The 13,937-nt window shown below is 39.4% G+C and carries 13 protein-coding genes; 1 reads left to right on the forward strand and 12 read right to left on the reverse strand.

Annotated features, from left to right (window positions below):
- Window positions 1-6: 6 nt before the first annotated feature.
- The 10 genes from AC3ISB_RS26125 to AC3ISB_RS26170 form a co-directional block, all read right to left on the reverse strand.
- Window positions 7-1,128, reverse strand: a complete 1,122-nt coding sequence (locus tag AC3ISB_RS26125; RefSeq protein ID WP_098371520.1) for a sensor histidine kinase — start codon at window positions 1,126-1,128, stop codon at window positions 7-9.
- A gap of 93 nt (window positions 1,129-1,221) precedes the next feature.
- Entirely contained in the window at window positions 1,222-2,280 is a 1,059-nt protein-coding gene (desA, locus tag AC3ISB_RS26130; RefSeq protein WP_098371521.1) for a Delta(5) desaturase DesA, read from the reverse strand.
- A gap of 279 nt (window positions 2,281-2,559) precedes the next feature.
- Window positions 2,560-3,267 carry a response regulator gene (locus tag AC3ISB_RS26135; protein ID WP_098371522.1) on the reverse strand — a complete coding sequence of 236 codons (708 nt, stop codon included), beginning with the start codon at window positions 3,265-3,267 and terminating at the stop codon, window positions 2,560-2,562.
- Window positions 3,264-4,856 (reverse strand): ATP-binding protein, encoded by a 1,593-nt coding sequence (locus AC3ISB_RS26140; RefSeq protein WP_489274978.1) that lies wholly within the window; start codon window positions 4,854-4,856, stop codon window positions 3,264-3,266. The genes AC3ISB_RS26135 and AC3ISB_RS26140 overlap by 4 nt, the downstream gene beginning before the upstream one ends.
- A gap of 79 nt (window positions 4,857-4,935) precedes the next feature.
- Window positions 4,936-6,462 carry a tripartite tricarboxylate transporter permease gene (locus AC3ISB_RS26145; RefSeq protein WP_098371524.1) on the reverse strand — a complete coding sequence of 509 codons (1,527 nt, stop codon included), beginning with the start codon at window positions 6,460-6,462 and terminating at the stop codon, window positions 4,936-4,938.
- An 18-nt stretch (window positions 6,463-6,480) separates the two neighbouring features.
- Window positions 6,481-6,936 (reverse strand): tripartite tricarboxylate transporter TctB family protein, encoded by a 456-nt coding sequence (locus tag AC3ISB_RS26150; RefSeq protein WP_098371525.1) that lies wholly within the window; start codon window positions 6,934-6,936, stop codon window positions 6,481-6,483.
- Window positions 6,937-6,993: 57 nt separating this feature from the next.
- Window positions 6,994-8,016, reverse strand: a complete 1,023-nt coding sequence (locus tag AC3ISB_RS26155) for a Bug family tripartite tricarboxylate transporter substrate binding protein (protein WP_480339331.1) — start codon at window positions 8,014-8,016, stop codon at window positions 6,994-6,996.
- A gap of 159 nt (window positions 8,017-8,175) precedes the next feature.
- The gene (locus AC3ISB_RS26160; protein WP_141992838.1) at window positions 8,176-9,102 is read right to left on the reverse strand and encodes an AEC family transporter; all 927 of its coding nucleotides are present in this window, start codon (window positions 9,100-9,102) and stop codon (window positions 8,176-8,178) included.
- Between the two features lie 155 nt (window positions 9,103-9,257).
- Window positions 9,258-10,130: a LysR family transcriptional regulator gene (locus AC3ISB_RS26165; RefSeq protein WP_098371528.1), complete on the reverse strand. Its 873-nt coding sequence runs from the start codon at window positions 10,128-10,130 to the stop codon at window positions 9,258-9,260.
- A gap of 269 nt (window positions 10,131-10,399) precedes the next feature.
- Window positions 10,400-11,395, reverse strand: a complete 996-nt coding sequence (locus AC3ISB_RS26170) for a DGQHR domain-containing protein (protein ID WP_489274981.1) — start codon at window positions 11,393-11,395, stop codon at window positions 10,400-10,402.
- Window positions 11,396-11,484: 89 nt separating this feature from the next.
- On the opposite strand from AC3ISB_RS26170, the gene AC3ISB_RS26175 reads away from it, so the two are divergent.
- Window positions 11,485-12,228, forward strand: coding sequence for an FRG domain-containing protein (locus tag AC3ISB_RS26175; protein ID WP_489274983.1), 744 nt, complete (start codon window positions 11,485-11,487; stop codon window positions 12,226-12,228).
- Between the two features lie 49 nt (window positions 12,229-12,277).
- On the opposite strand, the gene AC3ISB_RS26180 is transcribed toward AC3ISB_RS26175, so the two are convergent.
- Window positions 12,278-12,601 carry a hypothetical protein gene (locus AC3ISB_RS26180; protein ID WP_489274985.1) on the reverse strand — a complete coding sequence of 108 codons (324 nt, stop codon included), beginning with the start codon at window positions 12,599-12,601 and terminating at the stop codon, window positions 12,278-12,280.
- A gap of 484 nt (window positions 12,602-13,085) precedes the next feature.
- Window positions 13,086-13,727, reverse strand: coding sequence for a hypothetical protein (locus tag AC3ISB_RS26185; RefSeq protein ID WP_489274987.1), 642 nt, complete (start codon window positions 13,725-13,727; stop codon window positions 13,086-13,088).
- Window positions 13,728-13,937 lie beyond the last annotated feature (210 nt).

The raw sequence follows: 13,937 nt of genomic DNA on the forward strand, positions 1-13,937 counted from the left end.
TCCCTCCTATCCATTATTTTTTATAGCATTCGGAACCCTTATATAAAGTGTCGTTCCATCTGTTGATTGAATATCCAGGCTGCCATTAACGAATTCGAGCCTTTCTTTCATTCCTTGAAGCCCATTGCCTTTAAAAAACTCTGATCTATGTGAAAGCCCCACTCCATTATCCTTCACTGTGATCGTCACTCCTGTTTGTAATTCTTCAATGACGATATGACAGCAGTCGGCACCGCTATGTTTGACGATATTGGTCACAGCTTCTTTCAAGCACATGCTTAAAACCGTTTCAACAAGCAATGGGGTATCTTTCAATTCCGTGGTGCCTTCCAAATTGAATTCTATCCCTGCCGCTTTCAATATTTGCTTGACCCGGATGATTTCATCGCTAAGCTTGGCCCCACGCATTTCCGACACCATTTCACGTACTTCCTTGAGTGCCGTCCTCGCCGTTTGACGGATATCCTTGATTTCCTTCTTGGCCGACTCCGGATTCAAATCGATCAATTTCCCTGCAAGGTCACTTTTCAAGCCAATCAAAGACAGCTTTTGTCCAAGTGTATCATGTAAGTCACGGGCAATCCGCTGACGTTCTTCCATTTTGCCAAGTTCTGATATTCTTTTATGTGCGTCCTCCAATTGTTCTTCCAGCCTGCCCCGTTTATTTCGATTATATGTGTTGAATGGGAGCAGGATCACGCCTACCACACAAATGAGCATAAAGGGAAATTGCGAAAAGAATGTAGGGTCTTTCATGATGAATCCAATATTGACAGACACGATGGTAGCCAATAGCTGGATCGAATATAATACGAAAAAGCCAACCTTATTTTGAACATTCCCAATAAAGAATGCTAAAAAAAGCGAAAAGTAAATATAGCTGAAAAATATGGTCATGGATATGGATATGACTATTTGTATCGCCGTCCATACGTATACGGGCCATCCCTTCGAAACAAATGAGAGACCATATGATATGAAAAACAAAATGATCATGACGATTCCAAAGACTATCTCCAACATCGAAGAGGATTTGAAGATGAAATAAAAAGGTAGGATACAAAAAATGATCCAGACATAAGGGCTCAGCCCTGTGTTTTTCGGAAAGATATGATACCAACTTTGCATGGCGCCGCCTCTATTTCTTTTTACCCTAGTATATACTAAGGAGTTTCATCAAAAAACCACCCAATGGAAATTGAATGGTTTTTGATGAACTATTTATTTTTCTTGAAGACTTGGACGTTTATTATTGATTTCCACCTTAGGTTTTGTTTCATTTAGACGTTCCTTAATCTCTTTAAAACTTACAAACGTCTTGTTTTCTCCATCATATAGGCGGAAGCGTAGTGATTTTAAACTTGAACTAATGGTGATTGTCGTTGCCTGCTGCAATGGCAGGGTGGAATCATGGACTTTTTCCAGATTATAGTTTGGCACTCTTGGACTAAGATGATGCACGTGGTGAAAACCGATATTACCGGTTACCCATTGCAAAACCTTTGGAAGTTTATAATAAGAACTTCCATCAATGGCAGCCTTCACATAATCCCATTCCGATTCCTCTTCGAAATAAGAATCTTCGAACTGATGCTGTACATAAAACAGCCAGATGCCCAGTGATCCCGTTACAAAAAGCATCGGTACCTGAATCATCAGGAATGCCTGCCATCCGATAGCCAAGCATAAAAAACCATAAATTGCCACGATTGCGGCATTTGTCAAATACGTATTCATCCGTTCTTTCTTTTTAGCGCCCTTTTTATTCAGACGGTTCGATACAAGAAATAGATAAAATGGACCTAATCCAAACATGACGATCGGATTTCTATATAAACGGTAAGCCAGACGCCCCCAGAATGAAGCGGCGATATATTCATCAACGGTCATGATCCAAATATCTCCTGTACCGCGTTTGTTTAAATTACTGCTCGTTGCATGATGTATGGAGTGGCTATGCTTCCATTGTTCATACGGAAATAATGTAACGATTCCACTGATTGTACCCAGGATGCCATTCGCTTTCCTGCTTTTGAAAAACGATTGATGACAGCAATCATGGAAAATGATGAAAATCCTGACTACGAATCCTGAAGCCAGGACGGCAAATAAAAGGGTCAGCCAGTATGAAATGGTTAAGCTTTGATAAGCTAAAAACCATAACAGGAAAAATGGCGGAAATGTATTTATAAGCTGTTTCACGCTTGATTTAGTATTGGATTTTTCAAAAGGGGCAATATCTTTTCTCAATTGTTTTTGATTATGATTATGATTACTCATGATTTCCTCCTCATAATATATAGGAATGGAGTGGTTATACTTACATCTCTTCTTTAAGTATAGGAATAATAACCGATTTTCTATAGTCATAAACGTCAATTCCCTGCCATGACACTTGTCATATACTTGTCTGCTTCAACACTTCTCACACGTATTTTTTCCTCTTTCATCATTTTTACACTTCAAAAAAAGACGATGAATCCAATCAATCTGATTCCAAGAAAATGCCTGACATTTATTCGATCCAATAAAAAAAGATCCGCCGCTTGGCGAACCCATTTATAACTTGATGGCATACACCCGTTCAGGACGTCCTACCGTGCCATATGTTAAATCGGCATCAATTTTTTCCTCTGACATCAAGTGCTCCAGATAACGTCTTGCCGTTGTCCTGCTCACCCCGATCTCCTTTGCCACTATTTCGGCAGTTAACCCAGGGGAGGATTTCCCCAACACAACCATCACCTTCTCCAAAGTCATCCGATCGATCCCTTTTGGCAGTGAAGCCTGTTCTCTCTCTTTTTCTTTCATATCCTTTCGCAAAAGCTTATCAACCTGTTGCTGCGTTACGGGAAAATTGCCCTTTTCCAATTCAGACAGCTTAATGTGATACTCTTGATATCGGAGTAGGGACTGCTTGAAACGTTCAAATGCGACAGGCTTGATAATATAATCAAATATGCCGATTTTGATAGCTTCCTGGACTTTTTCGATTTCTTTAGCAGCCGTTATCATAATGACATCCATTTGTTTGCTTTGCTGCTTGATTTCTTTCAGGATATCAAGCCCATTCATATCCGGAAAATACATGTCGAGCAGCAATAGATCCGGCTGCATGATTTCAATGAAGCTTTTGGCTTCGTCATAGCTTGAGGCGATCCCAATCGTTTGAAAACCTTCAAGCTTTTCGATGAATAGCTTTTGTATTTCGGCAATCCGCAGGTCATCTTCTACGATTAAAACTTCTATATCGCGATTGGCCATCATGAAATCACCCCTCTGTTTTTTGGCAGTGCTACAGTAAATATCGTATATTCCCCTTCTTTCGTCGAAAAAGTGATATCCCCCCCTAATCCATCTATCGCTTCCTGAACAAGGCTCAAACCTATACCTGAATTGGTTTGATGGCTTTTCGTCGTAAAGCCGTTCTGGAAAATCAGTTCGGTAACATCTGAATTCATCCCTTTTCCATTATCTTCAACCTCTATGATCAACTCTTTACCCAAGTCCGTGACGAACAACGATACCCTTTTTTCCTCCCTATCGTTTGCCCGTACAGCTTCGAAGGCATTATTTATGAGGTTGCCGATGATCGTCACTAATAAATCCCGATCTAATTCGGACGGAATATCTTTAAAACTGCTCTCTCTATCAATTGTAAAATCAATTTTCAGCTCGCTCGCTAAACTTACCTTCCCTAAGATGAACCCAGCAATAATCGGATCAGGTATTTCCTTCATTAGAAAGTGAATGAAGCCTTGGGTGACATCGACTTCCTTCGAAATGAAATCCACTGCTTCTTTATATGAACCGAGTTGAATCAGGCCTAGCAGTGTATAGAGCCGATTCGAATATTCATGTGTCTGGGCCCTCAGCCCTTCTGCATATGCCTTTACATGTGACAGTTCCTGAAGGAGATTGGATAGTTCCGATTTATTTCTTAAACTTGCAACGGCACCGATGATTTCACCCTGTCCATTCAAAATGGGGATCCGGCTTGCCAAAAAAACTTCACCGTCTATCATGAATTCCTGATCATACTCGGCCCGTGCCGTGCTGACTACATCTAGCAAATGTGTTTGCGTTATGACTTCTTCAATTTTTTGCCCGCGAAGCATGACGTCTTTAGGGATATGAAGGATTTTATGCGCCGTTTCATTGACGACCGTGATTTTCCCATGAACATCAATGGCAATGATGCCTTCGTGAATGGATTCCAAAATGGCATGCTTCTCTTGAAACATCCAGGCGATCTCTTTCGGCTCCAGACCCAATATCGCCTTTTTTATATTGTATGAAATGAAAAAGGCTATCAATAAACCGCCGATTAATATAAAAGAGATGATCCAGACGATCTTTCTTTGTATACTGGACACTTCTTTTTCAATATCATCCTGAAGGTAGCCAACAGAGACGACTCCAATGACTTTTTCATTTGCGATTATCGGGGATTTCCCCCTTATGGAAGGACCCAATGTCCCAGTGGACTCCGTGATGATGGATTTCCCATCCCACACTTCGGCGTTATCTCCCCCTACCATTTTCCTCCCGATCATATCGGGATTTGGATGGGACAGCCGTGTTTCATTCTTATCGCCTATTACTATGAATTCCGCATCGATCTGCCTGCGAATCCTTTCCGCGATGGGCTGGATGATTACAGAGGGATTATCCGTTCGAAAAGCTTGTTTAATATCAGGCAGCAAAGAAATGGTCTGGGCAACCGACAATGCTTTTTCCCCTGTTTCCTGCTTCAGGTTATTTTCCAGGATATTTATAAAAATAACTTCAAAGATTCCGCCCATTAAGATGATTAACGTACAGATGCCCAGCATCAACTTGGTGTGTAAACGCATTCAATCACCTCTACTTACATCATATAAAAAAAAACCCCTTTAAAAAAGGAGTTTTTTCACAACATTCAGAAAATACGGGTTAACCTTCAATATTGATGACAACATCCTTCCCTCTCTTCTTAAGCAAAACCGGAATGAGCAGCCATAATGCCGTTATGATCAGGAATGTCAGGGAAAGCGGCCGAGTGAAAAACAAACTGTAATCCCCATCGGATATCGTCAGGGCCCTGCGCATATTATTTTCTATCATCGGTCCTAAAACCAGTCCTAATACCAATGGGGCGATTGGATAATCATTTTTACTTAAGAAATATCCCAAGACCCCGCATCCTAATAATAGCAATAAATCATAAGTCGATACTTGTACAGCATAAACTCCAAAAATGGAAATCGCGATAATGATCGGAATCAAATATTTCTTTGGCGTTTCTATGATTTTCGCAAAAACCTTAACGAGCGGGAGATTAAGGATGAGGAGCATCAGATTCCCGATGAACATACTGGCGATGAGCCCCCAAGCCACCTGAGGATGGTCCTCGAATAATAATGGACCTGGCTGAACATTGTACATCATGAGCGCACCCATTAAAATCGCCGTTGTACCGGAACCCGGAATTCCCAGCGTCAATAATGGAATCATCGCTCCGCCAGATGCCGCATTATTGGCCGTTTCAGGTCCAGCCACCCCAGCGATCGCCCCTGTACCAAATCTCCAAGGTTTTTTTGAAATCCGTTTTTCCATAAGATATGAGAAGAAAGATGCAAGAGTAGCCCCTGCACCCGGCAGGATCCCTACAAAGAAACCTAAGAGCGACCCCCTCGCAATGGGACCCGCGGATTCCTTGAATTCTTCTTTGGAAGGAATCAAATTTTTGATCTTTGCAATTTCCCCGTCATCCTCTTCTTTTTCCAAGATTGTCTTGAATACTTCTCCAAGTGCGAATAGACCGACTGCGATTGTCAGGAATTCGACCCCTTGATACAGCCAAGGAATGTCGAATGTAAAACGGGCGATCCCGGATACATTATCGATTCCTATCGTCCCGATCAACAAACCGCAAACCGTCATGATCAGTGCCTTGGTTACTGATTTTCCCGCGAGGCCGCTGACGGCCGCCAACCCTAGAAGCATGAGCGAAAAATACTCCGCCGGACCGAATTTAATGGCAATCGTCGATAATGGCTGAGCCAAGGCAATCATGGCGATAAGGGTGACTATCCCTCCGACGAAGGAACCGATTGCCGAAATGGATAAAGCACTACCGGCCCTTCCCTTTTTCGCCATTTGGTAACCATCCAATGTGGTGACGACAGAAGAAGATTCACCAGGTGTATTCAATAGGATTGAAGTTGTCGACCCTCCATACATCGCTCCATAATAAACACCTGCAAGTAAAATGATGGCGCTTGTTGCCGCTTGCTCTGGTGGAAGTCCCCCTGTAATCGAAGCGGTTACCGGAATCAAAAGAGCCACGCCGCTCATCGGCCCGATCCCCGGCAAAACGCCGACAGCCGTACCGATCAAGACTCCGACAAATGCAAAAAGGATGTTATACCAAGTTAGTGCTGTTTCAAATCCATGCATTAAATAATCAAAAGTGCCCACTTCACATCCCCCTTCCTTTTATGAAAACCAGATTGGCCAACCCGGCAGTGTTCCCTTTAATACATTCACGAATAAATAATAGATGATTCCGGAAAATCCTGCGGAAATGATGAGCGATGTCACCCACTTATTCCGTTCCATCGTTTGAAAGCAAACAAACAAAAAGAGAAAGGTCGTAATGACATATCCTATCGTTTCCAATGTCAAAATATAAATCAAGGTGGAGAGCAGAATGATGATGAAGGGTTTATATTCCAGCTTTCCCTTACCCGATTCCTGCACCTTGCTCCGAAATGCCTCATAGAACAGGCGAATACTTAAAACAGCAAGAACGAGCCCCAATACAAAAGGGAAAATGTCCGGTCCTACCGAACTTCCATAAGAAGAACTGGCCAGTTTCCTGCTTCCTATCATGAACAGCACCCCGACAGCCAGAAAGGCTACAGATGCAAAGCGATCAAATTTCACGTCCATCCTAATCCCTCCATTTCAGAAAATAAGAAGAAGGTGAAAGCACCTCCTTCTCCCCGATTATTTTTCCATGCCTAAAGCTTCTAATAATTGTTGCACCTGTTTTTCCTGTTCTTTTAAAAACCTACTGAATTCTTCACTATTTTTATATTCCTGTTCCCATCCTTGAACTTCCACTTCCTTTTTCCATTCAGAAGTTTCAACTAGCTTTGCAATGGTTCCGTCCCAATAGGTTTTCGCTTCATCAGACATATTCTGAGGTCCAAAAACCCCTCTCCAAATCGTGAATTCAGCATCAACACCCTGTTCCTTTGCCGTCGGTATGTCTTTAAGATCGCCACCCAAACGTTCAGTCGAGGTTACGGCCAACACTCTAATCTTCCCTGCTTTTAAAAATTCCCTGACACTGGATGCATCCGTTCCAATCACATCTGCATTACCGCCAAGCAATGCTGTAATCGCTTCCCCGCCCCCGTCGTACGAAACGTATTTAAGTTCAGTTGGATTCAAGCCATATTCATAGGCTGGAAGAATGGAAATCAAATGATCCATTGATCCAGGAGCCGATCCTCCTGCAAAGGTCAGCTTACGCGGATCTTTCTTCACCGCTTCCAGCACTGATTTCAAATCCTTGAATTCAGAATCCGCCTTTACCACTATTGCCCCATAATCCTTTGTCAGCTGCGCTAAAGGGGTCGTATTTTTATATCCATAAGGACTGTTCCCTTCTTTTTTAAGGTTATTGATGATGACAGGCGGTGAATTCACGAACAGCATGTCATTATTATCCGCTTGCTGTGTTGCATAATCCGCCATGAAGACTGCGCCCCCGCCACCGGGTTTGTTTTCGACGGTCAATGGCTGGTTCACCAGTTTTGTCTCACTCAAGACCTTTGTAAATGAACGGGCGGTTAAATCCCATCCCCCGCCTGCGCCCGATGGAGCAACGACCGTTATGGCTTTTTTCGGATAGCCTGTGCTTTCTTTCTTTTCTCCTGATGTATCCGAACTGCTGCATGCACCTAGACTTAAAGCTAACGAACCCGCCAATATGACCGCTGAAATCTTTTTACGAGAAAACATAATAATCCTCCTTTTGAAAGCGTTTTCTTAATTCTACAAAAATATCTTCCTTTTCTTTGATTATTAACCTAAGATGCATAAATTCCATAACCTCTATAATGTTCATAAAGTTTTATCAGGAGACATGGGAAAAAGGCCCACCCATTATGAGCAGCCCTGCTAGAATAGTATTTTTGATAGATATACGACCACCGTTACCGTTATACTGCTGAATAAAGTCGACATCAAGACTGCCTGTGCCGCATACTCCGGATGATTGTCATATTCCAAAGCGAATAATGCGCTGTTTCTCGAAGTTGGAAATGAGCTTGCGATAAATAATCCCTGAGCGACAGTCCCTTCCAGGCCCAGCAGGAGGATGATCAGGAATGCGATGGATGGCGAGAGTATTAACCGGCCAATCAAGCTAAGGATAAGCGGAAGCGGAAATTGCGTCATTTTCAAATAGGCACTCTGTGCACCCAATGTAATCAAGGCAATGGCTATGAAAGCACTCGCGATATTTTCAATCGGGGTCCATAAGAACAGCGGAATGTCGAAAGAAGCGGAATGTAATAGAAAACCGAGTAATAAAGCATAAATGACGGGGTTCTTCAAGAACTCGCGAATGGCGCCCTTCGCACTTTTTGTATGGACGGAAACGGAATTCATCAATCCATAGGTATAGGTCAACAAGTTTTGAAAAATGATCACGATGACTTGGATCGACAGGCCAAGAGGATTCCCATTAAAAACCATCTGGCTGACGGGTAACCCGAAATTGGCTGAGTTATTCAGGACTACACTATTTTTAAACGTGGCAGAAAGACTTTGATCAAACCTGGCAAGTTTAGCAATCACTGTACTCACGATGATGAGGCTTACTGCTTGAAGGGCAAGGAAGCTGAATATCTGGACAATCATTCCCCCGCCCATTTTACTTTGATATATATTGACAAAGCTAATGGCCGGCATGAGCAGGAAGTGATTCAATTTAGACAGCGTATTCATATCCAACTTGAATTTACGATGCAGGATGGCCCCAGCCCCTATTAGGAAAAAGACCGGCACAATGACATTCAATACGATCAGAAACAGGACACTCACTTGACTTCCTCTCCATTCCTTAGGCAAATTCCTGATGATTTACATCTCCCATCTATCATAATCCCGGGATAACCATAGTTAAAATACCAATAAATTATCGTTATCCATTCAAAAAAGGAATGACAAAAAAAGCACAGAGATTTCTGCGCTTCCAGTTAAATATCACTCATGAAATCGACGTCTTTGACAAATTCGACAAACGCTTTGACCAGTTTTAATTCCAGCGACTTTTCATGATATAACATCCACGTATTCCTGATAAGGGGATTACCTTGCTTATCCTTGAGGTCCATTTGACGGAGATTTTGGTCTTTCTCCAATAAAACACTGGGGAGGATGCCATATCCCAGGCCATTCCTGACCATTTCTTTGCATGTATCACCCTTGTCCACTTCCATCCCAACCAAAGGCGGTCCTGAAAAATTGTCTCTCCACCAATTATCGATCATTGTTTTCAATAAAGCATCCGTCCCATAATCGATCCTCGGCAGGAAAGGCAGGTCACGGACTTCGATTTCTTCCTTGGAAGCAATACAAATCGTTTCCTCAAAAAGATGGTGCCTTGATCCTGCCCATTGATAGTCCCCCCGAACGATCCCTACATGCACTTCTTCCTTGTAAATGAGGTTCAGCACTTCTTTACTCCAACCAGTGGTCACATGGAAATCCACTTTAGGATATCGCTCACGAAATAATCTCAACAGGCCTGGCAATTTATGCAGCGTGATATAGTTGGAAACACCCAGCCTTAATGTCCCACTGATCTCCTGGCCCATATTGAACGCTGTCTCTTTTATCTGCCGGAGCCTGATCAGCATCTCATCTGCACAGTTGGCCAAATATTCTCCTTGAGGGGTGAACTGCACTCCCCTTGTTCCCCGCTCCACAATCTTTAGATTGAACTCCTTCTCTATTTGTTGAATTCGTTTCGTTAAAGAAGGTTGCGATATATATAGACTTTGCGCCGTTTTAGTAATGTTCTTATGCTCATGCAACACCTTTAAAATATGCCAATCCCTTTCATTCATAACCCTTCCCCCGATACCGCTTTTTCCTTGAATGTCTTATCCAAACTGTACCATAAAAGGCATGTAAATTTACGATACCTCTATTTAGAAATAACATATAGACAAGAACACTAGTTTACCTTCTCCTTTTGCCTTATTGTATTGGGTGACTTCAAATATTAGGATTTTCAAGGAAGAACGAATGTAGTTTATCTCAAATTTATTAAATCTGCTTCCTTTTCTACAAAAAGAAAACACCTTAATGGTGTTTCTTCTTCTTCATTTTAAAATTACTCAAAGCTTATAATTCCTGGTCTTAAACTAACTTTGGTTAGTGCATTAAGTAAATGGTCGGCTATTCTTTTATATGAATTCCCGGGTCTTTGAACAACAGATTTTGGTAAGTTTTGCTTCAATACACTTAATGTATCAGTAAAAGAATCTATCGTTAATCGCCCATTATGTAGGCTATTAGTTTTTTCAATTACATATTTTGAAACAGACATGCAACCTTGGAATACTGTTACTCTAGTTATGATATCTTCTCCTGTATCATCAATATCAATAAACACTTGCTTCAAAGCAGATAAGTAATTATTAATTATTGTATAACAATCATCGTTAGGTATTTCTTGAAGCATATCTGACAATAATTCAGATATTGATTTATTAAAAGCCCTTCGGGTAATTTTCCCATTTTCCCTTTCAGCTCTAGCTAAAGAACCATTTAAAATACTATCTTTCCGCTCATAAAAAAATTCGAAAATTTCACTACAACGTCTTTCCTCTTCACTTTCTTTCTGAAGAAGTCGTTTCACATCTAAAATTAGCTCTCTGGGTACTTCCTTTTGATTCGAATTAATATCAACGAATAATTGTGCCTCTTCGACCCTAGATAGTTCTTCGTATATTATTACTGGTACTCGAATTGAAGTCTCTGCCTTGATAAATCCCCAGACTCTATGTTGACCGTCAATTATTAAAAATGCATTTTTTTCTGGAGTGAATGAAATTGTTTTACTTTTTGAGCTATACTCTAAGTTAGCCTCATCTTGAGCTGCCAAAATAATTGCAGTCGGAATTGAACCTTCACCACAGTCGATATATTTTGCTATTTCTTCAGCACGACTTTCGTCAAGTCTACGTTGGAAGCCCTTTACTGGGTCATCTTCACGAGTAATTGTAAAGCATGTTTCTTTTAAAGTGTCAGAAGGCATTGACACAACATAAAATTTATATTTACCTTGAATAACTTGTATAGCTGCTAGTCCTTGTTTTTTTCCCAATTTTGTTTTCTCCTTACATTTTTTCCTATTTGCTATATTTATTATATAATATATTTTAGAAAATTTATATTTTCAAGGGGGACTATCTTGTGGGGTTTTCAGCATCGTGGAAAGATATAATGGATGAAGTCGATGACTTTTCAAAATTAAATTCAGGATTGGTATGGTTCAGAGGGCACAGCAATTCTACATACTCATTAGATTCTGGCTTATTTAGATTGAAAATCGGGACACAAATAAAAGAATATATTGAATTGGAACAACAAATGTTCCACTATTTTAAGAGTCTAGGATATTTACAGGATTTAGAAGAAAGAAATGATTGGACAATTGTTTACTCTATGCAACATCATGGTTTAAGAACCAGACTTCTAGATTGGTCAGAAAGTTTCGTTGTAGCATTATTTTTTGCTACACTTGGTTGGAATAAAGGAGAATGTTGTATTTGGATGATAAACCCAGAAAAGCTTAATCAAGAGTCAATTGGAGTATCACAAATAAAACTTCCTATTAAAAATGACTTTATTAAAAAGCATTCTGAATTAAATTTAAAATCCCGTGCAATTTTCCCAAACAAAAGTAATCAAAGAATTGTTGCTCAACACGGTGTTTTTACTGTTCAAGGAAACTCTCTAAAACCTTTGGAATCTGAGTTTGGAGATATTCTGTATAAAAATGGTGGACTTAAAAGGATTAACCTGCCCCTGGAAATTAGGGAGGACGTTTACCATTTCTTAAGATTGAATGGTATTAATCACTTTTCCTTATTTCCAGATTTAGATGGTTTATCTAGACATATAAATGATATTCACATTAAACCTTCATGGATTTAGCCTAAATAAATAACCAATTAAGGACACCCAATTGTACCCTTGGGTGTCCTCAAAAAAATTGAATATTGATGTCCACATTGTTACCTTCTCGAATCAATTCAATTCGGTCAATAATTTCCTTAGCAAGTGTGTTCAATTCTTTCCTACCAATATCAGCGGTGTTCCACGCTTCCTTAAATTGTTTAATTGCTTGAAGACCCTCTTCATCAGTTCGTTCATTATTAACAACCGCAATTGATCGTTCAATGGAACGTATTTCATCCTTTTTATCTTGAATTCGAGATTTTAGTTTATCCGTCTTTGCTTTTAATTGATCTTTATCAAGTAAACCATCAATATATAAATCCATTAGACGATCCATTCCAGTTTCCATATGGTTCAACTCTTCTTGTTTATTCTTTAGCACTAGTTGGAAGGTAGAGTTATCATTTTGTTGACTTTGTAGTTCACTATTAAGTAATTGCTGTTCATACTCTTCAAGGTCAAACATTAATTGGGCATATCAATGAATCTTTATTTCCTTTACTAAGAAACAAATTAGATATTTTAAAAATGGCTTTGTTAAAGATTAATGTTGATTTTTGAACAAATAAAAGAGACCACCTATAAGTGGTCTTCTTTAGTACATCTTATGGAACTAACACAATTCCTTTTTTACAAGCCTATTTACGTTAAAGGGAATTTGTTTTGAGTATCCAAACATAAAATAATATACAAACAAGGTATATTAAAATATATCTTTTTCTGAATTTAATTTTTTTAGAATAAAATATATAAATATATATAATAGTTAAAATAACTAAAAATAATAGATACAGATCAAACATGCAATCACCACCAATTTTTACAGCTTCATTTTATCTAGACTTAACTGAATATACCAAAGCCCAAGTCATATCTAGAATAACGCCATTTCCATTATTTTTTGATTTCATTGATTTCGCAAGCTTCCCACAATATGCCGCTGAAATACCTGTAATACCCCCTATAGCAGGAAGCCAAACTAGTGCAGCTGCAAGAAATCCTATATCTTGTCCTGCATTTTCTAATTGTTTAACCGTTGATTTAGTTTGTGCATTAGTATATTTAGCTCTTTGTCCCCACCAAAAAGTTTCGGAAGTATAGCCCTTACTAGCAAAAGTTGTGAAATCAGATTTTTTAGTGATAGATAAATCATCATTGATTACCACTTGACCATTTGCTACTTGTTTATTAATATCTTTAAAAGATTTTTCCAAAACCTTTACTTTATTTTTAATATATATATATCTTGGGATATTACTATCTACATATAAAAAGCCCTGATCATCTTTATGAACATAAGGTGCTACTTCTAAAATAGAGTCTGAAGGAACTTTAGTTAATGAAGCTCTTGCTAATTTTGTAATTTTGTTTGAAGGATTTTCATTTTCATTTGCATGAGCAATAGTTGCTAAAGATCCATTTAAAGATCCTAAAGTTAACATTGTTGTTACTCCTAAAATAAGTGTTTTTTTCAATTTACTTCACTCCTATATATTTTACAGATAGCATTTGAATATTACAAATACTTTCTTAAGATAACATAAAATTCACCCTTTACCAAATTATTCTTAAAAACCCACAAATTACTTCCGTAGCATTTTTGGGTTTTTTGTTAATTTTTGAAGGGGTTCATTCCTAATACAATAATATCCAATTGATAAATACATATTTGTGCATATAACAAA

The sequence above is a fragment of the Peribacillus sp. GL_122 genome (assembly GCF_057835005.1).